The 26,429-nt window shown below is 69.7% G+C and carries 16 protein-coding genes; 8 read left to right on the forward strand and 8 right to left on the reverse strand.

From position 1 onward, the window contains the following. Positions 1 to 2 precede the first annotated feature (2 nt). Positions 3 to 7,733 carry an apolipoprotein A-IV repeat region-like domain-containing protein gene (locus tag BUQ68_RS08890; RefSeq protein ID WP_075215607.1) on the reverse strand — a complete coding sequence of 2,577 codons (7,731 nt, stop codon included), beginning with the start codon at positions 7,731 to 7,733 and terminating at the stop codon, positions 3 to 5. A gap of 703 nt (positions 7,734 to 8,436) precedes the next feature. Between BUQ68_RS08890 and BUQ68_RS08895 the strand changes: the two genes are divergently transcribed. Both BUQ68_RS08895 and BUQ68_RS08900 read left to right on the forward strand, forming a co-directional pair. Continuing rightward, positions 8,437 to 8,802, forward strand: a complete 366-nt coding sequence (locus BUQ68_RS08895; RefSeq protein WP_075215608.1) for a hypothetical protein — start codon at positions 8,437 to 8,439, stop codon at positions 8,800 to 8,802. A 139-nt stretch (positions 8,803 to 8,941) separates the two neighbouring features. Further along, positions 8,942 to 9,262 (forward strand): 2Fe-2S iron-sulfur cluster-binding protein, encoded by a 321-nt coding sequence (locus tag BUQ68_RS08900; protein WP_075215609.1) that lies wholly within the window; start codon positions 8,942 to 8,944, stop codon positions 9,260 to 9,262. Between the two features lie 37 nt (positions 9,263 to 9,299). Here the strand turns inward: BUQ68_RS08900 and BUQ68_RS08905 are convergent, their stop codons facing one another. From BUQ68_RS08905 to BUQ68_RS08915, 3 genes are all read right to left on the reverse strand, one after another. After that, complete coding sequence (locus BUQ68_RS08905; RefSeq protein ID WP_075215610.1) at positions 9,300 to 10,679, reverse strand: glutamine synthetase family protein; 1,380 nt, start codon at positions 10,677 to 10,679, stop codon at positions 9,300 to 9,302. Between the two features lie 210 nt (positions 10,680 to 10,889). Then, positions 10,890 to 12,866, reverse strand: coding sequence for a putative bifunctional diguanylate cyclase/phosphodiesterase (locus BUQ68_RS08910; RefSeq protein ID WP_075215611.1), 1,977 nt, complete (start codon positions 12,864 to 12,866; stop codon positions 10,890 to 10,892). Between the two features lie 126 nt (positions 12,867 to 12,992). Then, on the reverse strand, positions 12,993 to 14,171 hold the full coding sequence (locus BUQ68_RS08915) for a vWA domain-containing protein (protein WP_075215612.1): 1,179 nt from the start codon (positions 14,169 to 14,171) through the stop codon (positions 12,993 to 12,995). 116 nt (positions 14,172 to 14,287) lie between these two features. Here BUQ68_RS08915 and BUQ68_RS08920 point away from each other — a divergent pair, with 116 nt between their 5' ends. The 3 genes from BUQ68_RS08920 (at position 14,288) to BUQ68_RS08930 (ending at position 17,497) form a co-directional block, all read left to right on the forward strand. Continuing rightward, positions 14,288 to 14,839, forward strand: coding sequence for a SixA phosphatase family protein (locus BUQ68_RS08920; protein ID WP_075215613.1), 552 nt, complete (start codon positions 14,288 to 14,290; stop codon positions 14,837 to 14,839). 82 nt (positions 14,840 to 14,921) lie between these two features. Continuing rightward, positions 14,922 to 16,457, forward strand: a complete 1,536-nt coding sequence (locus BUQ68_RS08925) for a YcjX family GTP-binding protein (protein WP_075215614.1) — start codon at positions 14,922 to 14,924, stop codon at positions 16,455 to 16,457. Further along, positions 16,454 to 17,497 carry a YcjF family protein gene (locus BUQ68_RS08930; protein WP_075215615.1) on the forward strand — a complete coding sequence of 348 codons (1,044 nt, stop codon included), beginning with the start codon at positions 16,454 to 16,456 and terminating at the stop codon, positions 17,495 to 17,497. The genes BUQ68_RS08925 and BUQ68_RS08930 overlap by 4 nt, the downstream gene beginning before the upstream one ends. 277 nt (positions 17,498 to 17,774) lie before the next feature. Here the strand turns inward: BUQ68_RS08930 and BUQ68_RS08935 are convergent, their stop codons facing one another. After that, positions 17,775 to 18,620: an AAA family ATPase gene (locus BUQ68_RS08935; protein ID WP_075215616.1), complete on the reverse strand. Its 846-nt coding sequence runs from the start codon at positions 18,618 to 18,620 to the stop codon at positions 17,775 to 17,777. A gap of 332 nt (positions 18,621 to 18,952) precedes the next feature. Between BUQ68_RS08935 and BUQ68_RS08940 the strand changes: the two genes are divergently transcribed. The 3 genes from BUQ68_RS08940 to BUQ68_RS08950 all read left to right on the forward strand — a co-directional run bounded on the left by BUQ68_RS08940 (position 18,953) and on the right by BUQ68_RS08950 (position 23,774). Continuing rightward, entirely contained in the window at positions 18,953 to 20,278 is a 1,326-nt protein-coding gene (locus BUQ68_RS08940) for a flagellar hook protein FlgE (protein ID WP_075215617.1), read from the forward strand. Positions 20,279 to 20,342: 64 nt separating this feature from the next. After that, positions 20,343 to 22,196: a flagellar hook-associated protein FlgK gene (gene flgK / locus BUQ68_RS08945; RefSeq protein ID WP_075215618.1), complete on the forward strand. Its 1,854-nt coding sequence runs from the start codon at positions 20,343 to 20,345 to the stop codon at positions 22,194 to 22,196. Positions 22,197 to 22,244: 48 nt separating this feature from the next. Further along, positions 22,245 to 23,774: a flagellin N-terminal helical domain-containing protein gene (locus BUQ68_RS08950; RefSeq protein WP_075215619.1), complete on the forward strand. Its 1,530-nt coding sequence runs from the start codon at positions 22,245 to 22,247 to the stop codon at positions 23,772 to 23,774. Between the two features lie 554 nt (positions 23,775 to 24,328). Here the strand turns inward: BUQ68_RS08950 and flaF are convergent. From flaF to BUQ68_RS08965, 3 genes are read right to left on the reverse strand one after another with little or no spacing between them, the layout of a single operon-like run. Beyond that, positions 24,329 to 24,700 carry a flagellar biosynthesis regulator FlaF gene (gene flaF / locus BUQ68_RS08955; protein WP_075215620.1) on the reverse strand — a complete coding sequence of 124 codons (372 nt, stop codon included), beginning with the start codon at positions 24,698 to 24,700 and terminating at the stop codon, positions 24,329 to 24,331. After that, positions 24,639 to 25,076 (reverse strand): flagellar biosynthesis repressor FlbT, encoded by a 438-nt coding sequence (gene flbT / locus BUQ68_RS08960; RefSeq protein ID WP_075215621.1) that lies wholly within the window; start codon positions 25,074 to 25,076, stop codon positions 24,639 to 24,641. Before flbT ends, flaF begins: the two co-directional genes overlap by 62 nt. 36 nt (positions 25,077 to 25,112) lie before the next feature. Beyond that, positions 25,113 to 26,264, reverse strand: coding sequence for a flagellin (locus BUQ68_RS08965; protein ID WP_075215622.1), 1,152 nt, complete (start codon positions 26,262 to 26,264; stop codon positions 25,113 to 25,115). Positions 26,265 to 26,429 lie beyond the last annotated feature (165 nt).

Genomic DNA, 26,429 nt, shown 5'->3' on the forward strand with positions numbered 1-26,429 from the left:
GGTCAGCCGAGCTTGCCGCTCGCGTGGGCCAGCATGGTGTAGACCTTGCCGGTGTCGCTGTTCAGGTAGGTCTGGGCGAGAGCGCCTTCCGGGTCCTTGCGGGCAGCGTCGTCGTAGAGCGAGCGGAAGTGGTCGATGTAGCGGTCGACCGCCACGCGGAAGTCCGCGTCCCGCTGGTACTTGCGGCGGATCTCGTCGAAGGTCTGCTGGCCCTGCAGGTTGTAGAGCCTGCGGGTGAAGACGTTCGTCTCGCCGCGCCGGTAGCGGTTCCAGAGGTCCACGAAGGCGTCGTGGTCGATCGCCCGGGCGATGTCGACGGAGAGCGAGTTGAGGCTCTCGATCATGTGCCCCGGCGTCCGGCCGGCGTCGCCGGTGCGGTTCGCCTCGGCGGGACGGCTTTCCGCCGACCGCGGCGTGGCGGGACGCTCGTCGTCCTGCACGCGCCGGAGGAGGTCGGAGATCCAGCCCCGCTCGCGGGATTGCTCGCCGCCCGGCGCCGGCTCGGCCCGGCGCGGTTCCTCATAGACGCGCGTCGGCCGTTCCGGCTGGGCCGGACGCTCAGGCTGGGCCGGCCGTTCCGCCGCCGGACGCTCGGTCGGAGCGGGCTCGGCCGGACGGACCGGCTCCGCCGCCCGCGGCTCGGGCGCGCGGGGCTCGGGTGCCCGCGGCTCAGGCGCCCGCTGCTCCGGCGCCGGACGCTCGATCCGCGCCGGGGCAGGGCGCTCGACCGGGGCCGGACGCTCCGGCGCCGGCGCACGGGCCGGGCGGCTCTCCAGCAGCGCGGCACCGCCGCGTCCGCCGATCGACGCCTGACGGGCGACGATGTCGTTGAGCTCGCCGAGCGCCTTGATCTGCTCGCTCACCACGCGCCGCATGGCGTTGGTGTGCTGGGCGGTCTCCTGCGGCAGGTCGAGCACGCCGCGGGAGATGTCCTGGCGGATCTGCTCCAGCTCGCGGGCCACCACCCGGGTCGCCTTGCGCATCTCCTCGGCCGCCTCGGCGAAGCGGTCCACCGCGCCGCCGATCGACCCGTTGATCTCGCCGACCAGCTGCTCGCGCAGCGACCGCACCAGATCCTGGGTCTTCTGGCCTTCCAGTTCGGCCGTATGGCCGAGCGACTGGATCTGCTCGGCCACGCTGGTGGTGGCCGCCTCGGCGCTGCGGGTGAGCATCATGCCCACCTCGCGGAGCCGCTTCTCGGACGCCGCCAGGGTGCCCTGCATCAGGCTGGCGAAGCCCGCCGCGGAGCGTTCGATGGCGCCGTTCCGCTCGGCGATCTCCTCCACGAGCCGCGACATGACCGCGGCGCGCTCCTCCACCGTGCCCTCGAAGGTGCGGCTGGACTGCTCCAGCTGGTCGGTGGCGGTCTGCAGCGCCCGGGCCTGCTCGGAAAAGCGGGTGGTCACACCCGTGATCTCGCCGAGCACCCGCTCCGAGAGGGTGTCGAGGGTCGACACGGTCTCGGCGATGTCCCGGGCCGAGGCCGCCGTATCGGCGGTCACCCGGTCGATGGTGACGCGCAGGTCCTCGGTCTGCTGGCCGAGGCCGAACTCGATGCGGTTGAGGTTGTGGGCTGTCTGGTCGAGCAGCGTCTTCAGCCGCTCGTTGGCCTCGCCCAGTTCGCCCACCACCACCGCGACCTCGGTCTTGATCTGGTCGCTGGTGCCGTCGAGCGCGTCGACGATCAGGCGGCCCTGGCTGTCCAGGCTCGCCAGCATGGTCCGGGAGGCTTCGGTGAGCGCCCGCGTGGCTTCTTCGCCGGTGGCGGCGATCGACTGGCCGATCGCCGCGCCATCGTCCGACAGCGCCCGCAGCACCGCCTCGGCGGCCGAGCGGACCCGCCCGGCGATCTCCGCGCCGCGCCCGTCGAGGGTGGCGGTCAGGCGGCTGGTGCCGTCGGTGAAGCTCCCCGCGATGGCGTCGGTCTGGCCATCGAGGAGACCGGCAAGCTCCACCATCCGGTCGCGCAGCACGCCGGCGAGCCGCTCGGTCCGCTCGTCGAGGCCGGAAGCCACCTCGTCGACCCGGCCGATGAGCACACGGTCGATCGCCTCGGTGATCTCCGCCAGCCGGCCCGCCGCGTTGGCGACGGCGGCGGTGAGGGCCGCGCTGGAGCGCTCCGTCTCGCCGGTGAGGCGGGTGGAGATCTCCTGCACGGAGCCCAGCAGGTTGGAACGCACGCGGGCGGTCTCGCCCGACAGCCGGTCGGTGACGTCGTCCACCGAGGCGGCCAGGATGTCGCGCGCCCGGCCGCTTTCCTCGCCGATGCGGTCGGCGAGGCGGTCCAGGGAGCCGGTCAGGATCTCGTGGCTGCGCACGCTCTCCTGGGTGATGCGGCCGGTCATCTCGTCGAGCGAGTTCGCCAGGATGTCCCGGGCCCGTGCGCTTTCCACCGCCAGGCGCCCGGTGATCTCGTCGAGCGAGCCGGCCACCAGGTCGCGGGCACGGGTGCTCTCGTCGGCGAGGCGCCCGGTCATCTCGTCCATCGAGCCCGCAAGAAGGTCGCGCGCCCGGATGCTCTCGTCGGTCAGGCGGCCCGTGACGTCGTCGAGCGAGGTCGCCAGGATGTCCCGGGCGCGCAGGCTCTCGTCGGCGAGGCGGCCGGTGATGTCGTCGATCGAGCCGGCGAGCAGGTCGCGGGCCCGCAGGCTCTCCTCCGCCAGACGGCCGGTCACCTCGTCCACGGACCCGATCAGGATCTCGCGGGCGCGGGTGCTCTCGTCGGTGAGGCGGCCGCTGACCTCGTCCACCGAGCCGATCAGCAGCGTGCGGGCGCGGGTGCTCTCGTCCGCAAGGCGGCCGGTCGCTTCGCCGACCGAGCCGACCAGGAGGTCCCGGGCGCGGGTGCTTTCGTCCGCGAGGCGGCCGGTGACCTCGTCCATCGAGCCGACCAGGATGTCGCGGGCGCGGGTGCTCTCACCCGACAGGCGACCTGTGACCTCATCGATCGAGCCGACCAGGAGATCCCGCGCGCGGGTGCTTTCGTCCGCAAGGCGGCCGGTGACCTCGTCCATGGACCCGACCAGGATGTCGCGGGCGCGGGTGCTTTCGTCGGCGAGGCGGCCGGTGATCTCGTCCATGGAGCCGGCGAGGAGGTCGCGGGCGCGGCCGCTCTCCACGCCGATCCGGCCGGCGACCTCGTCGAGGGACCCGACCAGAAGATCGCGGGCGCGTTCCGCCTCGCTGCCGATGCGCAGCGCCACGTCGCCGAGCGAGCCGGTGACGATGTCGCGGGCGCGTTCCGTCTCGGAGACGACGCGGGTGGCGGCGGTTTCCACCGAACCCACCATCTCCAGGCGGGCGCGGTTGGATTCCCGCTCCAGCACCTGGGCGGCCTCGATCATGGCGCGGGCGAGGGCCTCGCGGGCGGTCTCGGTCTCGCTGGTGATGGCGCCGACGATGGCCTCCAGGCGCTCGCCGAGGTTCTGCTGCAGGGCGGCCGTGCGGTTGTCCAGCGTCTCGGCGACCTCGAACACCTTGGAGCCGAGCGACACGTTGATCTCGGTGACCTTGTCGGCCAGCGTCTCGGTGAACTCCTCGGTGCGGTTCTCCAGCGCCTTGGTGATGGAGGTGAGCCGGCCCTCGATGGCGTCCACCATGTCGGTCTGGCCGGCGTTGAAGGTCTGCGCCAGCTCGCGGGTGCGGGCGGCCAGCGTCTCGGTGATCTGACGGGCGCGGGCGTCGAGCGCCTGGTCGATGCGCAGCGTCCGCTCGTCGAGGGTCGAGGCGACCGCCTCGGTCTTGGCCGCCACGTTGCTGGTGGCGGTCTCCAGGCGGCTGCCGATCTGGCTGTCGAACATCTCCAGCTGCGCGGCGAGCGCGGAGGCAAGGCCGCCGGTGCGCTTGTCGAGTTCGCCGATGATGGAGCCGGTGCGGCTTTCCACCGCCTGCACGAAGGCGTCGGCGCGGCCGTCGATGGTGCCGGCGATGGTCTCCGTGCGGCTGTCGAGGGCCCCGACCAGGGCGGCGAGCCGCTCGTCGAAGAGGCTCGCGATCCGCTCGGAGCGGCCGTTGAGGGTGTTGTCGATGACCTCCGAGCTCGCCGCGACGGCGGCCTGGATGGCGGCGGTGCGGGCCGCGAGCGCTTCCTCGAAGGCCCGGACGCGCTCGGCGAGCGAGCCGTCCAGCGCCTCGGTGCGGCTGACGAGGCTGTCGACCAGCGACGCCGCGCGGCCGTTGACGATCTCGTCCAGCGTCTTCAGGCGATGCTCGAACGTGGTCGACAGGCTGTCCGCGTTGGTGTCGAGGAGATCCGCGATGCGGCTGCCCGCCATCGCGATGTTCTCCTGCAGGCGGTCGCCGCGGGTGTTGATCGCGGTGGCGATCTCCGCCCCGATCGACGACAGGCGCTCCGCCAGCCCATTCTTGGAGGTGTCGAGGACGCCCTCCACCGACTGGGTGACCTGATCCACCAGGGTGCGGATGGCGTTGGCGCGCTCGTCGAGGAGACGGGCGATCTCCAGGCTCGAGGTGTCGAGCCGGGTCGTGATCTCCGTCGCGTCCGACACGGTGCGGGCGAGCGTCTCGCGGGCGTGCTCGGTCTCGGTGACGAGCGTGGTGGTGATCTCGCCGAGGCGGCTCGTCAGGTTCTCCTGCAGCGCGGCGGCGCGGCTGTCGAGGGTCTCGGCCACCTCGAACACCTTGGCGCCGAGGGCGAGGTTGATCTCGCCGATCTTGCCGGCCAGTTGCTCGGTGAAGGCTTCCGTCCGGTCGTTGAGCGAACCGGTGACCGCGTCCAGGCGGCCCTCCAGCGCCGTCACCATCTCGGACTGGCCGGTGGAGAAGGTCTGGGCGAGGTCGCGGGTGCGGGCGAGCAGCGTCTCGCTGATCTGGCGGGCGCGGTTGTCGAGCGTCCGGTCGAGGTCCGAGGTGCGGCCGACCAGAGTGTCGAGGAGAGTGACGGCGCGGCCCGAGACGATCTCGTCCAGCGCCTTGATGCGCTCCTCGAAGGTCGCCGACAGGGTTTCCGTGCGGTCGTCGAGCACGTCGGTGATGCGGTTGCCCGCCACCGTGACGGTCTCGGCCAGCGCGTCGCTGCGGGCGCTGATCGTGCGGGCGATCTCCGCGCCGACGACGGCGAGGCGTTCGGAGAACTGCTCGCCGGAGCCGCTCAGCAGCGTCTCCGCCGACTGCGCCGCCTGGTCGATCAGGCCGCGCATGGCGTGGGTGCGGTCGTCGAGGACGCGGGCGACTTCGCTGCTGGTCTCGGCGATCCGGTCGGCGAGGGCGCTGCCGTTGACCGTGATGGCCGTGCGCATGTCCTCGCCGGTGAGCGACAGGCGGTTGACGAGTTCGGTGCCGCGCGCGGCGATCTCGCCGGTGATGCGGCCGCCGGTCTCGTCCAGCCGGTCGGTGATCTCGCCGCCGCGGATGGCGAGGTCGACGATGACGCTCTCGCCGGTGGTGCGTAGCGTGCTGTTGATCTCGTCCATGCGGGCGGCGATCGTCTCGGAGAGCTCCGCGCCCGACCGGTTGACGGCCTCGCTGATCTCCACGGCCCTTGCGGCGAACTCGTCCGCGAAGCCGCGACCGGTGCGCTGCAGGGTGTCGGTCGCCTCGGCGCCGCGGATCTCGATGGTGGAGCCGATCTCCGCCGCGGTGCGGACGAGGGTGTCCTCCAGCGAGCGGGTGTGCTGGTCGAGCGTGCCGGCAAGATCCGCCGAGCGGGTCTCCAGCGCGCGCGCCAGGTTGTCGGTCCGCTCCTCGATGGTGCGGGCGAGAATGCCGGTGCGGTCCTCCAGCGTCACCGCCATGTGGTCGGTGCGCTCGGCGATGGTGTCGGCGAGAACGCCGGTGCGCTCGCCGATCGTGTCGGCCAGGACGGTCGTCCGCTCGGCGATGGTGGTCTCCAGCGCGTGGGTGCGCTCGCCGATGGTGTCGGCAAGGGCCGCCGTACGGGCCGCGATCGTGTCGGTGAGCGTCGCCGTGCGGGCGTCGAGCGTGCTCGCCAGGGCGTCGGTCCGATCGGTGAGCGCGGAGGCGAGCACCAGGGTGCGCTCCGCCAGCGTGTCCGCCAGGGCGCCGGTGCGCTCGCCGAGGGCCGCCGACAGCACGTCGGTGCGCTCCGCGATCGTCTCGGCGAGAACCGCGGTGCGCTCCCCGATCGTCTCTGACAGGTGGCTGGTCTGAGCCTCGATGGCGCCTGAAAGCGCGGTCGACCGCTCCTCCAGCGCGCCCGACAGCGCCAGGGTGCTGGACTGCAGCGCGTCGGTGAGGGCCGCGGTGCGGTCCTCCAGGGCGATGGAGAGCGTGCCGGTGCGGGTCTCCAGCGTGTTGGCGAGGAGGCCGGTGCGCTCGTCGATGGCCACCACGATGGCGTCCGACCGGTCGCCGAGGATGCGCTCCAGCTCCGCGGTGCGGTTGGAGAGGGTGGAGCCGATCTCCTCGGCGCGCACCGCGAGCGTGGTGCCCAGGCGCTCGGTCTGCTCCTGCACGGCGGAGGTCAGGCGGGCGCCCTGCTCGGCGAGCGTCAGGTTGAGGTCGCTGCCCCGGTTGGCCAGCTCTTCCGTCACGGTCGCGCCGGTCTCGGCGAGGCGGGCGTTGATGGCCTCGCTCTGCACCGTCAGCGTGCTGACGATCTCCTGGCCGCGGCTCGACAGCTCGTTCGCCACGTCGGAGCCGATCATGGCGAACCGGTCGACGAAGGCGGTGGTGTCGGCGGTGAGCCGGGCGGTGATGTCCTGGCCGGCGGTCTCCAGGCGCACCGCGAAGGCGTCGCCGCGCTCGGTCACGGCGGTGATCATGCCGCGCCCGGCGCCGTCGAAGGCGTTGGTCAGTTGGTCGGCCTTGTCGCCGATTTCGCGGCTGAGATCGCGGGCGGTGGCCTCCAGGCGGCCGGTGATCATGTCGCCGGCGATGCGGATCTCCTCGGCGAGGCCCTGGTGGGCGCCGGCGATCGACGAGCGCACCCGCTCGGCATTGGTGACGACCGCCTCGCGCTGGGTGATCAGCTCCTCGATCAGGCCGCGGATGCGGATTTCGTTTTCCGAATAGCTGCGCTCCAGCGCCGCAACCTCGTTGTGGACGAGCACCTCCAACTCGCTCGCCCGGGCCAGCGCCCGCTCCACGCCGTCGCCCATGGCGGCGACCTCGCGGCGGATCGCCTGACCGACGGTCACCACATTCTCCTTGGCGACCGCCTCCGGCTCGGCAAGGCGCACGGCCACCTCGGCCAGAGCCCGGGCCGCCACGCGCATGTCCTGCGCGCGCCAGATCATGATGCCGATGGCCCAGAAGAGCAGGATGGGCAGGATGATGCCGAGGCCGAACAGCAGCACGTCGGGCCGGCGCAGCAGTTCCGGGAAGGGCGTCGCGGCGGCCAGCACCGGGGCGAGCGCCTGGGAGGCGAGCCAGAGGCCGCCGGCCGCCCACAGGAAGGAGACGATCAGGCAGATCCAGAACGGCGTGGACGAGGGCCGGCGCTGGATCTGGTAGAGCACGTTCGCCGCCGAGCGGCGGTCGTCGTTGGCGGGGGTGCGCGGACGGGTCAGGCCCGAACGCGGGGCTTCCGGCTCGTTCGCCGGCTCGCCGAGGCCGCGGGGCGGCTGCGGGGGCGGCGGCGGAGCATCCACCCGGGCGCGACTTGCCTGCGGCTTTTGGTCGGGCTCGCCAAAGAGTTCGGTGTCGAAGCCGCTCGGGTCGGTGTCGGCGGTACCGAAGTCGATCTTCAGCGCCTCCTCGACCGCGGAGAGGGCCGCTTCCGCCGGATCCGTCACTTTGGTGTTCTTCGCCATGGTCCCCTGGTCCCCTCGCGTCCGTACTCGATCACAGACCGGCCGCTTCTCCCGAAGCCGGGTCGCCGCCATCACCGAAGTCGCCAGGGGCGGGATTGTTCGTGGCCTCCGAACCTTTCCGCGCCCGCGGCGACCGGCTCGCCCGCGATATCAGCCGGGGGAGCTAACTCCCCACAGGCAAACGACACCCGGGCAGACGGCGCTGCCTCTACCGTAATGGCACAAGGACCCATTCCGAACAAGAAATGGGCTTCCGACGACCCCGGTTGTTAACATGCGGTTAACTGCGATCGTCAGCCGAGCGGGCTGCGGCGGCCAAGCCCTGGCGTCGCCGCAACGCTTCCATAATACTGGCGGGGTCCCGTCGCAGAAGAAAGCCCCCGCGGCGAGCGCCCGCCCGGCGCCTTCCCTTAAAAACGTTGAGGTTCCCGGGCCTTCCCGCCCTCGGGAAGCGGACGCGGGCCCATCCCGCCGCCCGCTCTGCCGGTGCCGCGCGGGCCACTCGTCCGCGGCCGGCTGGGCCGCTCGCGAGGACCCTGGCCGGTTCGTTAAGGACCATTAACCATATCCGCAAAAACCTGCCGCCGCGGGCCCTGCCGGCCCTCCCGCCGGCCCGGTCTTAAGCGATCGGAAGGCGCCGCCCGTCCAATCTCCCCCCAGTCCGCCCGTCACGGCGGGCGATCGACGTGCCAGGGGAGTGCCCATGACCAACGCCGTTCTGAAGCCAGCCGCCGTCGACGACGATTCGGCCGCCCGGCCGGTGGATCTCGCCCATCTGGCGCGGCAGACCCACGGCAACCGGGACCTGGAGCGCGAGGTCCTGCACCTTTTCCTGATCCAGTCCGAGCGCCTCATGAAACGCCTTCTGGCCGCCGACGGCGTCCGCTCCGAGCTCGCCCACGCCCTCGTCGGCTCCGCCCGCGGCATCGGCGCGTGGACGGTCGCCGACATCGCCGCCACCGTCGAGACCGCGTCCCGGCACGATCCGCAGGGCGGCGCCGAAGCCCTGGCGGAGCTCGCGCGGGCGGTGTTCGCCGCCAACGCCTACATCCGCACCGTGATCGTCTGACCGCCGGCCGTCCTCGCCGGACGGGTCGGGCCGCGCGCCCTCAAGGCGATTGCGCTGCCGCATCCGCTTGACGCGGCGCCCGCGGGTCTATTTTTTGGGGCCACCAGACCACGCCTGCCCCTTAGGAAGCACCCCGACGATGCCCAAGATCACCTACGTCGCGTTCGACGGCGCCACCTACGACGTGGAGGCGCCCGTCGGCTCCACCGTGATGGAGAACGCGATCAAGCATATGGTGCCGGGCATCGAGGCGGAATGCGGCGGCGCCTGCGCCTGCGCCACCTGCCATGTCTACGTGGACGAAGCCTGGGCCGAGGCGGTGGGCACGCCCGAGCCCATGGAGGAGGACATGCTCGACTTCGCCTTCGACGTCCGCCCCACCTCCCGCCTCTCCTGCCAGATCAAGGTGAAGCCCGAGTACGACGGTCTCGTGGTGCGCGTCCCGGAACGGCAGGCCTGAGCGGGCCGGGCCTACCTCCACGTTCGGGCGCGTCTGATCACACGTTCAGCAGCAGATACTCCCGCTCCCAGCTCGAGATCACCCGGTTGTAGAGGCGCCATTCCAGGCGCTTCACGTCGATGTAGGCCTCCACGAAGCGGGGGCCGAGGACGCGGCGGAGGGGTTCGCAGGCTTCCAGTTCGGCGAGTGCGTCGGAAAGGTGGGAGGGCAGCGAGACGCCGAGGGTATGGGCGTCGATCTCCACCACCGGCTCCGGATCGATCGCCTCCTCCAGGCCAAGCAGGCCGCAGGCGAGGGTGGCCGCCATGGCGATGTAGGGGTTGCTGTCCGCGCCGATCACCCGGTTCTCCACCCGGCGCGACTCCGGACCGCTGTCAGGCACGCGCAGGCCGCAGGTGCGGTTGTCGCGGCCCCAGTGCACGTTGATCGGCGCATCGGATTCCAGGCGGATGCGCCGGTAGCTGTTCACATTGGGGCAGAAGAGGCTCATGGCCGTCGGTACGTAGCGCTGCAGGCCGCCGATGTAGTGGAGTAGCGCCGGGCTGTCGCTGCCGTCGGGCTCGGAGAAGATGTTGCTTCCGTCGGAGATCCGCACGATCGACTGGTGGATGTGGGTGGCCGAGCCCGGCATGTCCTGATGCGGCATGGCCATGAAGGTCGCCACCATCCGGTGCCGGCGGGCGGCGAGGCGGGCGGTGCGCTTGAAGAGGAAGGTCTGGTCGGCCCGTTCGATCGGGTCGCCGTGCCGGAAGTTCATCTCCAGCTGCGCCGGTCCGGCCTCGTGCGCCATGGTGGCGATCTCGATGCGCGACGCCTCGCAGTGGTCGTACATCAGGTTGACCACGTGGTCGAAGTCGTTGGCGTGCTCGATGCCGTAGGCCTGGCGCCCGCTCTCCTTGCGGCCGGAGAGGCCGATCGGCACGGAAAGCGGCAGGTCAGGATCGTCATTCTCTGCCGTCAGGTAAAATTCCAGCTCCGGCGCCACCACGGGCCTCAGACCCCGCTCCGCGTAGAGGTCGAGCACCCGGCGCAGCACCTGCCGTGGTGCGAAGTCCACCGGCCGGCCGTCGGCGAAGAAGCAGTCGCAGATCACCTGGGCGGTCGGCTCCTCGTACCAGGGCACCACCCGGAGCGTCGTCAGGTCGGGCACGCAGCGCACATCCCGGTCGAGCGGGTTCACCACCTTGCTGCCGTCGGCGCTGTCGCCCGTCACCGCTTGGAAGAAGACGAACTCCGGCAGCCGGACGCCCTCCTCGATGATGCGGATGAAGTCTTCCCGGGGCACGATCTTGCCGCGCATGATGCCGTTCATGTCCGGCACGATGCACTCCACCTCGTCGATGCGGTTCTCCCGCAGCCAGAGAATGGCATCGGCCGGATTGGTGAGGCGGACGGGAGGCGTGGTCGGGTGCGCCATGGTCGGCGGGATCCTCGGATGAGTCGCTGTGATCAGAGACTAGAGCGCTTTCCGACCTGACGGAATCGGCAGCTCCACAAGAAGACGGTCTGGACCTGAAGATACGGACCGGTCCGCTCGTCGCCGAGCGGCTTCAAGCCGGATCGCCGACCGCTCCGCGGCCGGACCGGCCGAGAAGGACCGCCGCCGCGCGTTCTGGCGGTGGCGCGCTCAGATCTTGGCCGAGGACCGCGCTCCGATCCGGCGCGCGTCGGGCAGCATCGGCTCCCTGACGGCACGAACCGGGCGCTCGAACGCGTCCCGCCACGGGAGAAGGTCCTCCGCGGGCATCGGCCGCGCGAACAGGAAGCCCTGCACGAAGCGGCAGCCGAGGTCCTTCAGGAAGGCCAGATCGGCCTCGGTTTCCACGCCTTCCACCAGCGTCTCGACGCCGATCGAATGGGCAAGACGCAGCATGCTGCCGATGATCTTGCTGCGCGCCGCCGCGTCGGTTTCGCGCAGGAAGGAGCGGTCGATCTTCAGCATCGCCGGCCGCATCCGCGTCATGTAAGCGATGTTGGAGTAGCCGGTGCCGAAATCGTCGAGGGCGAGGCGGATGCCCATGGCGGCGAAGTCGGCGAGGTTGGCCCGCACGGCCGCATTGTCGGCGAGGAAGACGCCTTCGGTGATCTCCAGTTCCAGGAAGCCGGACGGGATCTTGTGGCGGTTCAGGACGTCGGCCACCGTGCGGGCGAGGGTGCTCCGCTGAAAGTGCCGCGCGGAGATGTTGACCGAGAGCCGCGGCGGCGACGCGCCGGTCTCCAGCCACTTGGCGATCGTGCGGCAGGCGGTTTCCAGCACCATGCAGTCGATCTCGACGATGAGGTCGGATCGTTCGGCGATGGCGATGAACTCGCCCGGCTGCATCGCTTCGCCGGTGTCCGGGTTCGTCCAGCGGATCAGGCCCTCGGCGCCGACCATGCGCCCCGTCACGAGGTCCACCTGCGGCTGCCAGAGGAGATGCATCTGCTCGTCCGCGAGCGCCCGGCGAAGGCCGGCGCGGGTCCGGTCCACCGCGTCCCGGCGCGTCTTGATGGCCGGCTCGAACATCACGATCCGCCGCTTCCCGAGATCCTTTCCCTCGTAGAGCGCCAGGTCCGCCTTGAGGAGCACGTCCGCGAGCGTCGGCCCGTCGTCCGGCCAGATCGCCAGCCCGCCGCTCAACTGACCGTCGATGTCGTCCTGGTCGACGGTGACGCGGATCGGGTGCGCGTTCGCCGCGGCCATGCACTGCAGGATTTCGGCCCTGGTCTTGTCGCCGCACGGCCACGCGGCCACGAACTCGTCGCCGCCCCAGCGCGCCGCCTTGGCGCCGGCGGGCAGTTCGGCGCGCAGCCACGCGGACACCGCCTTCAGCAGCCGGTCTCCGGCGGCATGGCCGTAGCGGTCGTTGACCGTCTTGAAGTCGTCCAGGTCGATCACCGCCAGCACGTGCCGGCCCCGTTCCACCGGTTCGTCCATCCAATTCGTGAAGGCCCGCCGGTTGGGCAGACCGGTCAGGACGTCCTGGTTCAGGGCCGTCGCCATCTGCGCGTGGTGCCGCCGGTGGGAGACGAGGAGCACCAGCACGCCCATGGCCAGCACCGACAGGATCGCGATGCTGACCACCACCTTGACCTTGAGCTTTCCCATCTCCGCCTGCTGGCGGTTGATGGCCCGGTCGGTCCCGACCTCGATTTCCAGCACGTAGGCCGAGAGCGCATCGAGCAGCCGGTCATTGGCCTCGATGATCGGTTGGATGGTATCCCGTCGAACGGGCCTTCCGCCTTCAAGGAGACCCGTCAGGCGCGCCTGCACGTCCCCGGCCAGCCCCTGCAGCGCCACGAACGCGTCGGTCCGCGTTGGGCTGGCGTGAACCTGGAAGACCTCGAACCGATTGTGGAGGTCGTTGGCCGCCCGCCGCAGGATCGCCATCCCGTCGGGTCCGGCGGCGCCGGCGACGAGCGCGTCGAGCACCGTGCCGACCGTCACCACCTCGGCATAGGCGTAGCGCAAGCCGCGGATCTTGTAGAAGCCGTAGGCCGGCAGGTCCTCTTCCACCTCCGAGAGATCGTTCCAGCTGATGATCGCGGGTCCGGCGGCCAACGCGAGGGAGAAGATCAACCCCAGGTACAGGAACAGCCGATCGGTCCGGCTCGAACGCACCATTGCCGGCCCTCCTGAGGCATGGGCTCACTCATCGGCTCAGAATAAGTCCCCATGCAGAAACAAACAATGAATCTGTTCATCTCCGCGCAATGATCGTAGTTATGCTATGTCTGTTGGATCCTATCGTCAGCGGCCCAGGTCCTTCATGGCCCGGTCCAGACCCTCCAGCGTCAGCGGCACCATGCGGTCGCCGACGATCTGGCGGATGAGGCCGATGGAATGGGTCCAGTCCCAGGCGCTCTCCGGCAGCGGGTTGATCCAGGCGAGCTTTGGCCAGGTGGCAATGATCCGAGCCAGCCACACGGCACCGGCCTCCTCGTTCCAGTGCTCCACCGACCCGCCCGGATGACTGATCTCGTAGGGGCTCATGGCGGCGTCGCCGACGATCACCACCCGGGTGTCGGCTGGAAAGGTCCGCAGCAGGTCCACCGTCGGCACTCGTTCGCCGTGCCGGCGGGCGTTCGCCTGCCACACCCCTTCGTAGATGCAGTTGTGGAAATAGTAGTGGTGCAGCGACTTGAACTCCGACCGGGCGGCGGAGAAGAGCTCGCTCGTCACCCGCACGTGGTCGTCCATGGAGCCGCCCACGTCGAGGAGGAGCAGCACGCGCACGCTGTTGCGCCGCTCCGGCCGCAGCTTCACGTCGAGCCACCCCTGGCGGGCGGTGGCGTCGATGGTGGAGGAGAGGTCCAACTCCTCCGGCGCGCCGCTGCGGGCGAAGCGCCTCAGCCGCTTCAGCGCCAGCTTGATCTGGCGGGTGCCGATCTCCACCCGGTCATCGAGGTCGCGGAACTCGCGCCGGTCCCACACCTTCACGGCCCGCCGGTGGCGGCTCTCGTCCTGGCCGATGCGAACGCCTTCCGGGTTGTACCCGTAGGCGCCGAACGGGGAGGTGCCCGCCGTGCCGATCCACTTGGATCCGCCCTGGTGGCGCTCCTTCTGCTCGGCGAGACGCTGCTTCAGCGTCTCCATCAGCGCGTCGAAGCCGCCGAGCGCCTCGATCTGCCGCTTCTCCTCCTCGGTCAGGAAGCGCTCGGCCATCTTGCGCAGCCAGTCCTCAGGCAGCGCCTCCGGCGCCACGCCCTCCACGGACCCCTCCAGCCCCTTGAAGACGCTGGCAAACACCCGGTCGAACCGGTCGATGTTCTTCTCGTCCTTGACGAGCACCGTACGGGCCAGATGGTAGAAGGCCTCCACCTCCTTGCCGGCCAAGTCCGCCTCCATGGCGCCCATCAGGTCCAGGTATTCGCGCAAGGACACCGGCACGCCGGCCGCTTTCAGGGCGGTGAAGAAGGTCAGGAACATCGTTGCCGTCCGCCGGACATGGAATCGTCCTATACTGTGTGCCTCTTCGGGCCGCCCGTCCCGCCTCGCGGCGACCGCGGCCGCCCGCCCCACCACCAGGATCCGATCCCGATACCATGGCGCGTCTCTTTCTCCTCCGCCACGCGAAATCCTCCTGGGACGACGCGACCTCGCCGGACTTCGACCGTCCGCTCAACATCCGCGGGCGCAGCGCGGCGCCGATGATGGGCCGCCACATGGCCGACCATGCGCTGTTTCCCGAGCGCGTGCTCTGCTCCACGGCCCGGCGCACCCGCGAGACGCTGGCCGGCCTTCTGCCGCACCTGTCCGGCGACATGGAGATCCAGCTGATGCGGTCCATCTACACCGCCTCGGAGGCCGGCTACCTGGACATCCTGCGCCGGCACGGCGGCGGCACCCGCTCGCTCATGCTGATCGGCCACAATCCGGGCATGCAGGACACCGCGCTGTCGCTGATCGGCAGCGGAAACCCGGCCTTCGTCGACGAGATCCGCGACAAGTTTCCGACCGCCGGCCTCGCCGTCATCGACTTCGACCTTGCCGACTGGGCCAAGCTCGCTCCCGGGTCCGGGCGCATCGTCGCCTTCTTCCGCCCGCGCGAGATCGAGGTCGTCGGCGGCCCCGCCCTCGTCGAGGTGGACGACTGACGCGGCTCGGATCGCAGACGGACTCTGGCGTCCGGCCCGCCAAACGCCTAAATGGGCGGAGACTTCATTCGGGGCACACCACTTGCGACTGACATCCCTCTCTGACGAGGCGCGTATCGCGCTTGAAAACGTGTCCGACTTCGCCACGAGCCTCGGCTCGCCGTCGCTTCGGCTCGGCGTCACGGGCCTGGCGCGGGCCGGCAAGACCGTCTTCATCACCGCGCTGGTGCACAATCTCATCCACGGCGGGCGCCTGCCCATGTTCGAGCCGGTGCGCTCGCGCCGGCTGACCAGCGCGTCGCTGCAGCAGCAGCTGCACGACGGCGTGCCGACCTTCGACTACCGCGGCCACGTCAAGAAGCTCGTCGAGACCCGGGTCTGGCCGGAATCCACCCGCCTCATCTCCGAGATGCGGCTGACCATCGCCTACGAGAGCGCCAGCTTCCTCGGCCGCAAGCTCGGGCGCGGCAAGCTCAACCTCGACATCGTCGATTATCCGGGCGAATGGCTCCTGGACCTGCCGCTGCTCGGCAAGGACTTCCGCACCTGGAGCCGCGAGACCATCGAGCGCGCCCGCTATCCGGCCCGCCGGTCCATCGCCAAGGCGTGGCTGGAACATCTCGTCACCGTCGATCCCTCCGAGCCGGCCGACGACGAGGTCGCCGAGCGCTCGCACCGCCTGTTCGCCGGTTATCTCGCTGCCGCCCGCGCCGACGCGCATGCCCTCTCCATGGTGCCGCCCGGCCGCTTCCTGATGCCGGGCGATCTGGCGGGCTCGCCCGCGCTCACCTTCGCGCCGCTCCCCGTCCAGGAGGGCGGCTCGGTGCCGAAGGGGAGCCTGTGGGAGCTGATGGAGCGCCGCTACGAGGCCTACAAGGACGTGGTCGTCCGCCCCTTCTTCCGCACCCATTTCGCCCGCCTGGACCGGCAGGTGGTTCTCGTCGACGTGCTCGCCGCCCTCAACGCCGGTCCCGCCGCCGTGCTCGACCTGGAGGCCGCGCTCGCCGAGATCCTGTCCAGCTTCCGCCCCGGCCGCTCCACCTGGCTCAGCTCCGTGCTGACCCGCCGGATCGACCGCATCCTTTTCGCCGCCACCAAGGCCGACCACCTGCACCATTCCAGCCACGACCGGCTGGAGGCCATCCTCAGCCGCCTGCTCGACGCCGCCGTCGCGCGCGCCTCCTTCGCCGGCGCCGAGGTGGACGTGCGCGCCATCGCGGCCGTCCGCGCCACCCGCGAAGCGACCGTGCGGCGGAACGGGGAGCCGCTCGAATGCATCCTCGGCGTGCCGCAGGAGAACGAGGTCTTCGACGGTCGCCGCTATGACGGCAGCGAGGAAATCGCGTTGTTCCCCGGCGACTTGCCGGACGATCCGGATGTCCTCTTCGAACGGGTTCACAATTCGATTCCGGACGATTCCTTCGTCGCCGAGCGCGGCGGCGCCGCGGCGGTGGCGGCGGCCCGCCGGCAGGCGACCGAAACTCTCATCCCGGATCTGCGTTTCCTCCGCTTCCGGCCGCCGCGCCTGGAGATGACGGCCGAGGGCACCACCTTGTCGTTGCCGCACATCCGGCTCGACCGGGCGCTCGACTTCCTGATCGGGGACAAGCTGGCATGAAGGGACCCACCCGTCGGCCGACCGCCTTCCGGATCGGCGACGAGGATGTCGCCGTCTCCCGCGATGGCGCGCCGGTGCCTCGCACGGCCCGGGTGGTGGTGGAGCCGGAGCCAGAAGACCGCGCCATGCCGGGTCCGCCGGTGCCCAAGCGCAAGGGCTTCGGCTGGGGCAAGCTGTTCTGGGGCGCCCTCGGCGTCCTCGTGTCGCTGGCGGTCGGCCTCTGGGTCGACCAGCTGATCCGCGACCTCTTCGCCCGCAACGACGCGCTCGGCTGGCTCGCTACCGGTGTCGCCGTGCTCGCCCTCGTGGCCGCCGGCGTCGTGATCGCCAAAGAGGTGATCGGCGTCGCCCGCGTCCGTCGCATCGATGCGCTCCGCGACCGGGCCGCCGCCGCCGCCGCGTCGGACGACGCCGTGGAGGCGACCGCCGTCGCCCGCGAGCTCGCCACCTTCTACGTGGACCGGCCCGAAACCGCCCGCGGCCGCCGCGCCCTCCAACGGCACCTCGACGAGGTGATCGACGGCCGCGACCTCCTGGTGCTCGCCGAGCACGACCTGATCCAGCCGTTCGACGACACCGCCCGCCGCCTCGTCGCCGACGCCGCCAAGCGGGTGTCCGTGGTCACCGCCGTGTCCCCGCGCGCCGTGGTGGACATCATCTTCGTGCTCGTCGCCATCCTCGGCCTCATCCGCAAGCTCGCCGACCTCTACGGCGGCCGTCCCGGCCTCCTCGGCTTCCTGTCGCTCACCCGCCACGTGGTCACTCATCTGGCGGTCACCGGCGGCATGGCGATCGGCGACGGCCTCGTCCAGCAGATCGTCGGCCACGGCCTCGCCGCCCGCCTCTCGGCCCGCCTCGGCGAAGGCGTCGTCAACGGCCTCCTCACCGCCCGCGTCGGCCTCGCCGCCATCGAAGTCTGCCGCCCGCTCCCCTTCCTCCACGCCCCCCGCCCGGGTATCAGCGAAGTCATGGGCGGCTTGATGCCGAAGAGCGACAAGCCCACCGACGACGGCCGCGACGAGGACCGGGGAGGACGGTGACGATCCGGCCAGACCGGCAGCCGTTCTCGCGCCGCACCCACCCCCCGCACGCCCATCGTCATGGTCCGCGAAAGCGGACCACCCACGCTTTGGGGTGGGGTGGGTAACGTGCTGATTGAAAATACCTATCGCCGCGCCCCATGAGAATGCGTGGGTGGTCCGCCTGCGCGGACCATGACGATCGTAGAGAATTGGAAGGGATAGGTGTGTCCCCCGCAACGGGCGCGACCTCCCTACTGCCTACTGCCTACTGCCCACTGCCTCATCCCCCTGCCGCTCACCGACCCTCCCGCCGCGCCATGAACGCCAGCCGCTCGAACATGTGCACGTCCTGCTCGTTCTTCAGGAGGGCGCCGTGCAGCGGCGGGATGGCGGTCTTGGCGTCCTTGGCGCGGAGCGTCTCCGGGTCCACGTCCTCGTTGACGAGGAGCTTGATCCAGTCGAGGAGCTCCGAGGTCGACGGCCGCTTCTTCAGGCCCTGGACGGCGCGCACGTCGAAGAAGACCGAGAGCGCCTCCTCCAGGAGCCGCTTCTTCAGGCCCGGATAGTGCACGGCGACGATCGCCTCCATGGTCTCCCGGTCGGGGAAGCGGATGTAGTGGAAGAAGCAGCGCCGTAGGAAGGCGTCCGGCAGGTCCTTCTCGTTGTTCGACGTGATGATCACCACCGGCCGGCGCGCCGCCTTCACGGTGCGGCCGGTCTCGTAGACGAAGAACTCCATGCGGTCGAGTTCGAGGAGGAGGTCGTTGGGAAACTCCAGGTCCGCCTTGTCGATTTCGTCGATCAGGAGCACCGGGCGGACGTCGCTCTCGAACGCCTCCCAGAGCTTGCCCTTGCGGATGTAGTTGGCGATGTCGCCGACGCGCGGATCGCCGTGCTGGCTGTCCCGGAGGCGCGAGACGGCGTCGTACTCGTAGAGGCCCTGGGCCGCCTTGGTGGTCGACTTCACGTGCCACTCGATGAAGGGGGCGCCAAGGGCGGTCGCCACCTCGCGGGCGAGCACCGTCTTGCCGGTGCCAGGTTCGCCCTTGATGAGGAGCGGGCGCTTCAGGGTGATGGCGGCATTGACCGCCATGGTGAGGTCGCCCGTCGCCACATAGTCCGTCGTGCCCTGGAACCGCATACCCTGATCCTTGCCTGTCCGGGCGTGCCGCCGTCGCCGGATCTCGTGACCGGAAAGCATAAGGGAGGCCCCGGCCGGATCAAGCGTGCCATCCGCCACTGCGCCAGGGTGGCGACCCGGCCGATCCTGCCCGGTTCGCGGATGCCCCGGCAACTTCTGCCGGGTGCGGCGCAAGGTGCCGAGACGTTAACTCAACCGAAACCCTGTCGGGGTGTCAAAGCCTTGAAATAACACGGAAAGCAGCCGCCGACGAAGCTGGCACGACGTTTGCGCTTGAGGAACCCGGCAGCCCGGTGCGGGCCCTTGTGTGCGTCCTCAAGAGGAAAACGATCGTGGGTATCCTCTCTGCAATGAACAAGTCGGTGAGCGGCCTCAACGCGCAGTCCTTCGCGCTTGAGAACATCTCCGGCAACATCGCCAACTCGCAGACCACCGCCTACAAGCGGACGGACACGAGCTTCCAGGACATGATCCAGGGCTCGTCCAACAAGCCCGCCAACATGACGTCCGGCAGCGTCAGGGCCACCGCCCGGTCGACCCTGACCTCCCAGGGCGGCATCGAATCCTCCGGCAACGCCACCTACATGGGCGTCAAGGGCGCCGGCTACTTCGTCGTCCGGGAGAAGAGCGGCGAGGTGGACGGCTCGTCCGTGTTCAACGCCACCCCGCTCTACAGCCGGCGCGGCGACTTCCAGCTCGACCGGGAGGGTTTCCTCGTCAACGGCGCCGGCCACTACCTGACGGGCCTTGCCATCGACCAGAGCACCGGCAACGCCATCGGCGACACGCCGGAGGTGATCCAGATCGGCAACGACGAATTCCCCGCCGCCGCCACAACGGTGATCGACTACAAGCTCAACCTGCCGAAGGTCCCAACCACCGAGACCTGGGACGCGGCGCCGGAGGGCGACGACCTCCTGGCGGAGAACAACACCGCCTTCGTGGAGAACACCATCTCCGGCCAGACGGTGACCATCTACGACGCCACCGGCCAGCCGCTGAACGTCCAGTTCCGCTGGGCCAAGCTGACCACCGGGGAGGGCGAGAACACCCAGTGGCAGGTCTACTACAAGAGCGACAGCGACGCCGCCGACGGCGAGCAGATGTGGACCGGGATCGACCAGGTCTACGAGTTCGACGCGGACGGCCAGATGGTCGAGCCCGCCGAAGGCCAGGTGGATCTCACCGACATCGTGGTCGACGGCTCCACCTTCCCGACCATGCGCATCCAGCACGGCACCTCCGGCATCACCCAGTACGCCGACGAGAACGGCGCCGCCCGCGTCCGCCAGCTCACCCAGGACGGCGTGCCGTCCGGCAGCTTCGTCGACGTCTCCATCAGCGACGGCGGCCGCATCACCGCCAACTACTCCAACGGCAAGACGCTCGACATCTACCAGATCCCGCTGCGTTCGTTCGCCGGCGAGTCCTGGCTGAGGGCCGTCGACGGCGGCGCCTACATGGAGACCAAGGAGAGCGGCCCGCCGATCTCCGACGCCACCGGCTCCATCGTGGGCTCGGCGCTGGAGAGCTCCAACGTCGACATCGGCGAGGAATTCACCAAGCTCATCGTCACCCAGCAGGCTTTCTCGGCCAATTCGCGCGTCATCTCCACCGCCGACCAGATGATGAGCGACGTCCTCAACATCATCCGCTGATCGGCCGGATGCGACCGGCGTCGGGTGATCCGGCGCCGGTTCCTCGTTTGTGAGTTCCGCCGCCATGGGTATCGGGTCCGCGCTCAACATCGCTCTGATGGGCCTCAAGTCCACCCAGTCGGGCTTGGAGGTGACCGCCGGGAACGTGGCCAACGCCGGCTCCACCGGCTACAGCCGCCGCGTTCAGACCACGTCCGCCCAGGTGGCCCTCGGCGAGACGATCGGCGTCAAGGCCGACGTGGTCAAACGGGAGCTGAACCTCTACGTCCAGAAGCAGTGGCGCACCAGCGCCGCCAGCGCTGAGTACGCCACCATCCGCGCCGACGCCCTCGACCGGCTCGACCAGATGATCGGCGGGCCGAACAACGTCAATTCGCTCGACAGCGTCTTCAACGGTTTCAAGCAGGCGATGGAGACCCTCGCCACCTCGCCGGAGGACCGGGCGAGCCGGATCGAGGCCGCCGCCGCCGCCGAGACCGTGGCGACGCGTCTGCGCAGCCTCTCCACCGACGTGCAGACGCTCCGCCAGGATGCCGAGACCTCGATCTCCGCCGACGTCGCCGAGGCCAACAACCTCCTGCAGCAGATCTCCAAGCTCGACAGCCAGGTGGTCGCCCTCGGCGCCGGCAACCAGAGCACCGCCGGCGTCATGGACCAGCGCGACGCCGCCATCGACAGCCTCGCCAAGTTGATGGACATCCGCGTGGAGGAGCAGGACTTCGGCGCGGTCGCCATCTACACCGGCGCCGGCCAGCTCCTGTTCGACGACCGGGCCGCCACATTGTCCTTCGACGAGCGCGGCGGCGTCTCGCCCCAATCCACCTGGAGCCTCGACCCGGACGAGCGCAGCCTCGGCACCGTCACGCTGACCGGCCTCGGCTCCGACGGCGTCGACCTCTTCGCCTCCGGCGCCTTCCGCACCGGCTCGATCGCCGCCCACAAGCAACTGCGCGACGAGACGCTTGTGGCCGCCCAGGCCCAGCTCGACGAACTGGCCGAGAAGCTGACCTTCGCCCTTGGCAACCGCAACGACCCGGGCACCGCCGTCACCGACGACCTCGGCCGCGAGGGCTTCTCGGTCGACCTCTCGAACTTCGCCGAGGGCAGCACGCTCTCGGTCCGCTACACGGTCGACGGCGAGACCCGCAGCGTCACCTTCGTCGGCACCAAGGACGGCGTCACGCCCGACCCGGACTTCACGGCGGACCCGAACGACACCGTCATCGGCATCGACAGCACCCAGTCGATCGACGACATCATGGCGGCGATCGCCGGCGCCATGCCGGACGTCGCCGCCGAGGTCGACGGCACCACGCTCAGCGTCTTCGACGACGGCCCGGACGGCGGCACGTCGATCGGCGAGGCCCGCGCCTCCATCCCGTCGCCGAGTCTCCAGTCGGGCGACGCCACCTTGCCGCTCTTCATCGACACCGGCACCGCCGACGGCTTCTATTCCGGCTTCAACGAGGGGCGCAGCCAGAAGGCCGGCTACGCCCAGCGCATCGCCCTCAATCCGGAGGTGAAGGCCGACCCGGCCTACCTGGTGAAGATGGCCGCCGACACCCCGGCGAGCGACAACACCCGGCCCCGCACCATGGTGGACGCGTTCACGAGCCTCACCTTCACCTTCTCGCCGGATACGGGGGTCGGCTCTATTTCGTCGCCCTTCTCCGGCAGCACCGAGCAGTTCATCCGCCAGATCGTCTCCACCCAGGGGTCGGCGGCGGAGAACGCCAAGGCGGTCAAGGAGGGCCAGGACATCGTCACGGCCAACCTCGCCGACCGCTACGACGGCAGCCGCGAGGTCGACCTCGACAACGAGATGGCCCAGCTCATCGAACTCCAGACCGCCTACCAGGCCAACGCGAGGGTGCTCGCCGCGGCCCGGGAAATGCTGAACTCCCTGATGCAGATCTGACGGGCGCCCGGGGCCTCGGCCCGCGCCGCCTCGACGGGATGACCAACGATGCCGATCTCCAACGTCGCCTTGCGCACCACCATGGCCCAGCTCGCCACCATGCGCTCGCAGCTCGACACGCTGCAGCAGCAGCTCGGCACGGGCAAGAAGGCCGACACCTACGGCGGTCTCGGCGCGCAGCGCTCCATGTCCGTGTCGTTCCGTGCCCGGGTCGCCGAGGTGGAGAGCTACACCGCCTCCGTCAGCCAGGTGTCCCTGCGGGTGAAGCTGATGGACAGCGCCCTCAACCGGCTCGGCGAGGTGCCGACCGACATCCGCTCGGCCATCGATCCGAACTCCTACGTGCTCCGCCAGGACGGCAAGACCGACGCCCAGAAGGTGGCCCGGATCGGCCTCGACGAGGTGATCGGCCTCCTCAACGTGCAGGCCGACGGGCGGTATCTCTTCGCCGGCAAGGACAGCGAGACCAAGCCGGTCGTGGACCTCAACACCATGCTGGAGGGCGACGGCAGCCGCTACGGCCTGCGCCGCGTCACCGAGGACCGGCTGATCGCCGACCTCGGCGTGGAGGGTCTCGGCCGGCTGGAGCCCACCGTTGCCGGCGCGACGGCGAGCCTCGACCTGCAGAATCCGCCGTCGGAGGTGTTCGGCTTCTCCATCGCGTCGTTCGAGAACGACCTCACCGGCACCACGCTCGCCGGCGACGAGACCACCGGCCTCTCGGTCACCTTCTCCGACACGCCGCCCGCGGCGGGCGACACCTTCCGCCTGTCCCTCAACAACCCGGACGGCAGCACATCCGCCATCACGCTCACCGCCACCACGGCGGACCCGCCGGCCGACGGCGAATTCCTGATCGGCGCCGACGCCGACGCCACCGCGGCCAATTTCAACGAGGAACTGACCGCCCAGATCCGGGCGAAGGCCAAGACCGACCTTTCCGCCGCGTCCGCGGTCCAGGCGGGGCGCGAGTTCTTCGACACCTACGGCGGGGCCAACCCCAAGCGCATCGACAGCGCCAGCACCGATCCGGCCGATCTTGCCGTCGCCATCGAGCTCCGCGACGGCACGGCGGGCGACACGGTCGTGTGGTACCGCGGCTCCAACGAGGCGATCGACCCGGACGATCCCGCCACCAGCCCGCGCAACGACGTGAAGGCCCGCATCGACACCAACGTCGACATCAGCTACGGCGCCCGCGCCAACGAGGAGGGCTTCCGCACGCTGGTCTCGTCGCTCGCCACCGTGGCGGTGGCGTCCTTCAGCGCCGACGAGCCCAAGGACGGCGCCCGCTACCAGGCCATCATGGAACGAACCCGCGACGCCCTCGCCTTCGACCAGGGCGCCTCCGGCCCCAAGGACGTGCACGCCGAGATCGCCGTCGCCGCCAAGGTGGCCAACGACGCCAAGGACCGGCATGCGGTGAACAAGGGCGTGATGCTCGACATGGTCGACGGCATCGAGGGCGTCAGCATGGAGGAGGTCGCCGCCGAGATCCTGTCGCTGCGCACCCGCATGGAAGCCAGCTACTCCGCCACCGCCCGCATCTCCCAGCTCTCGCTGGTGAACTACCTCTGACGGGTCGGCAGGCAGCGATCCCGGCCGCCTCGTCATCCGACGGAAGTCCGCAGCGCCACCGCCGTCCCGCCCACAACGCCATCCGGCGAAAGTCGGCAGCACCACCGCCGCCCCACCCGCATCGTCATCCCGACGAAAGCCGGGATCCAGTCGAAGGCGGTCCGAACCGCACCGGCGTGTCGTTCACGCCCTCAACGCCACCATCGTCATGGTCCGCGCAGGCGGACCACCCACGCATTCCTTCCCGCAGGAAATCGTCCTTGCGCCAGGCCCTCGCCAAACCGCGCATTGCGTGGATGGTCCGCCTGAAGCGGACCATGACGACCGGGAATGTAAGCGGCAGGACGGGATAGGATCGGTCTTTCCGGAGGACGCGATCGGATCGGTCGTTCCGGTCAACCATCCACGCACTTCGCAACGCGCCCGAGCCGCCATTCACGTCCCCATCGTCAAGGCCCGCTCGGCGCGAACCGTGACGCAAGGGCACCGAGGGGAGGGCGCGCGGGGACGGTCGTGGGACGCGAGGGCGATACCGCGCCTCGACCCACCCCGTCTCAGCCGGCCGATCCGCGCAGGCCGGCAGCGATGTTGGCGTTGATGAAGATCAGGGAGGTGAGCTTGTCCGGCTGCGGGTCCGAAAGCACCCGCATGGAATGGGAGAAGATGAACACGGCCATGTTGGCCACGTTGGTCTTCACCTCCGGCGGCAGCGGATTGTCCGCGCGCGTGGCCGAGGTGGCCAGGATGGTCCAGAGTTTCCGGTTGAAGGTGATCGCGTCGTCGAGGTCGGCGCGGCCCTGGTCCCAGTTGTCCCGCACCGCCTGCAGCCTGGCGGCCGCCTTGATCAGCAGCGAAGCTTCGAGCTCACGCGGATTTGCCGTCGTCTGCTGGGTCCGCTGATACGCTTGAGCTACCTGATTGTACATGGCTTATCAGCTTCTGCTCGTACTCGATAAGGGCGCGGGCTTCTTTTAGAGCTTTGTACAAGGAGTTGCTTAAGATATTGTTACTTATCCGCGTGACATACGGTATAGCACTTGGCGCAGCTTCGATGATGTCGCGCACGAACTCGAAGTATTCTTCCTGGAACTTGGTGACTTCCTTGGAAAGATACATCAGTTGTACTGCGAGATAGATTCGCTTGGCAGGGCTGTCCGCGGTCTTGGCCGTGAGGATATCCTTCTCGCGAAGGATGGGCGCATTGCCTTCGATGAAGAGGCGCGTGCGCTGGTTGTCGTTCGTGATGACCGACTCGCCGATGATGATCCGTTCGCCGGGCTTCAGTTCAACCTTGAGTGCCATCTCGTCCGTCCCCTTTCTGGGGCAGAACGGACCGACTTATCCGAGAAGCCTGAGGACGCCCTGGTCGGCCTCGCTCGAGATGGTCAGCGCGTTCGCCGAAAACTGTTGCCGCAGCTGAAGGGCCAGCAGGTTCGCCGCCTCCTCGTCCTTGTCGGCCGCCGTCAAGGTTTCCGATCCGCTGATCAGCGTACCGGCGAACCCTTTCATAAAGCTTTCCCGGTTCTGAAGGATCGTGAGATTCATACCCAAGCTGGTGGCGTCCAGCCGCAGCGTCTCGCGGGCGGCCTTCATCACGTCCGTCAGCGCCTCCGCGTTCGCCGCCTCGAACCAGCTGCTCTTCTCGCCGGGGAGGGTGGCGAGGGTCTCGGTGCCTCCGCCATTGGTGGAGGTCAGCGTCACGTTGGCGGCCGCCTCGAAGGTGACGGTGCCGTCGGTGAAGCTCGCCCGAAGGCCGACGTCGAGCTTGGTGAAGGCGCGGGTCAGGTCGCCGACCGTGGTGGTGGCCGTGATGGTCAGGCTCGCCAGCACGGTGCCGTCGCTGTCGGTCGCCGCCAGTTCGTCGCCCTCTGCGAACACCCCGAGCGCGTCGACGAGCCGAGAATTCTCGGCAAGCGGCTCGCCGCCGTTCTGCAGGGCGAGACTCGCCCGTCCGATCGCGCCTTCCTCCAGGCGGGGCAGGCCGAGGCGGCCGGTGATGTCGGTGTAGTCCACCGCCTCGATGGCGAGGGCGTCCACCCGGTCGTCGCTGAAATAGAGCTTCAGGTCGTTGCCGGGGCCACCGAGCAGGTTTTTGCCCTGGTAGCCGCTGTCCTCCGCGATGCCTTCCAGATCCGTCAGCGCCTCGTTGAAGGTCTTGGCGAGGGCCGCGCGGTCGAACGCGTTCGGGTTCTCCGCCGCCCGGCCGATCAGCGCGTTGGCGGCGTCCACCACCTTCTGCATGGCGGTGATGCCGTTGTCCGCGGCCTTCACCACCTGGATGCCCTGGCCCAGCTGCTCCACCACCCGGCTGAGCGCCGCTGCCTGGTCGCTGAGGGAGCGGCCGGTGAAGTAGGCGCTCGGGTCGTCCACCGCGGTGTTCACGCGCTTGCCGGTGCCGATGCGTTCCCCGGAAATCCTCGCCTGCTCGATGGCCGTCTGCATGGCGAGCAGCGTGTTGCGATTGGCGCGGGTCATGGAAACGTCGGACATGGGAGCGGTCTCGGCCTCATGCGGGTTAACACCCTGATAACCATGTTAGGAGCGCTATGGGTTAACGAACCCTTAAGCCGCCCGAAACCGCTGGGGAGAACCGCGCGCGACCCCTCGAGTCGGGCTTCCCGTGCCGCCGCGCGAGGGCAGGGCGAACGGAAACGG

This window comes from Mongoliimonas terrestris, from assembly GCF_001927285.1.
Lineage (GTDB): Bacteria > Pseudomonadota > Alphaproteobacteria > Rhizobiales > Pleomorphomonadaceae > Chthonobacter > Chthonobacter terrestris.

What these genes read in the sequence shown, in the direction of transcription:
- BUQ68_RS08930 (WP_075215615.1), top strand. Translation starts at nt 16,454, where the DNA reads ATGAAGGGACCCACCCGTCGGCCGACCGCCTTCCGGATCGGCGACGAG.
- BUQ68_RS08965 (WP_075215622.1), bottom strand. Translation starts at nt 26,264, where the DNA reads ATGTCCGACGTTTCCATGACCCGCGCCAATCGCAACACGCTGCTCGCC.
- BUQ68_RS08890 (WP_075215607.1), bottom strand. Translation starts at nt 7,733, where the DNA reads ATGGCGAAGAACACCAAAGTGACGGATCCGGCGGAAGCGGCCCTCTCC.
- flaF (WP_075215620.1), bottom strand. Translation starts at nt 24,700, where the DNA reads ATGTACAATCAGGTAGCTCAAGCGTATCAGCGGACCCAGCAGACGACG.
- flbT (WP_075215621.1), bottom strand. Translation starts at nt 25,076, where the DNA reads ATGGCACTCAAGGTTGAACTGAAGCCCGGCGAACGGATCATCATCGGC.
- BUQ68_RS08905 (WP_075215610.1), bottom strand. Translation starts at nt 10,679, where the DNA reads ATGGCGCACCCGACCACGCCTCCCGTCCGCCTCACCAATCCGGCCGAT.
- BUQ68_RS08935 (WP_075215616.1), bottom strand. Translation starts at nt 18,620, where the DNA reads ATGCGGTTCCAGGGCACGACGGACTATGTGGCGACGGGCGACCTCACC.
- BUQ68_RS08895 (WP_075215608.1), top strand. Translation starts at nt 8,437, where the DNA reads ATGACCAACGCCGTTCTGAAGCCAGCCGCCGTCGACGACGATTCGGCC.
- flgK (WP_075215618.1), top strand. Translation starts at nt 20,343, where the DNA reads ATGGGTATCGGGTCCGCGCTCAACATCGCTCTGATGGGCCTCAAGTCC.
- BUQ68_RS08900 (WP_075215609.1), top strand. Translation starts at nt 8,942, where the DNA reads ATGCCCAAGATCACCTACGTCGCGTTCGACGGCGCCACCTACGACGTG.
- BUQ68_RS08920 (WP_075215613.1), top strand. Translation starts at nt 14,288, where the DNA reads ATGGCGCGTCTCTTTCTCCTCCGCCACGCGAAATCCTCCTGGGACGAC.
- BUQ68_RS08950 (WP_075215619.1), top strand. Translation starts at nt 22,245, where the DNA reads ATGCCGATCTCCAACGTCGCCTTGCGCACCACCATGGCCCAGCTCGCC.
- BUQ68_RS08910 (WP_075215611.1), bottom strand. Translation starts at nt 12,866, where the DNA reads ATGGTGCGTTCGAGCCGGACCGATCGGCTGTTCCTGTACCTGGGGTTG.
- BUQ68_RS08915 (WP_075215612.1), bottom strand. Translation starts at nt 14,171, where the DNA reads ATGTTCCTGACCTTCTTCACCGCCCTGAAAGCGGCCGGCGTGCCGGTG.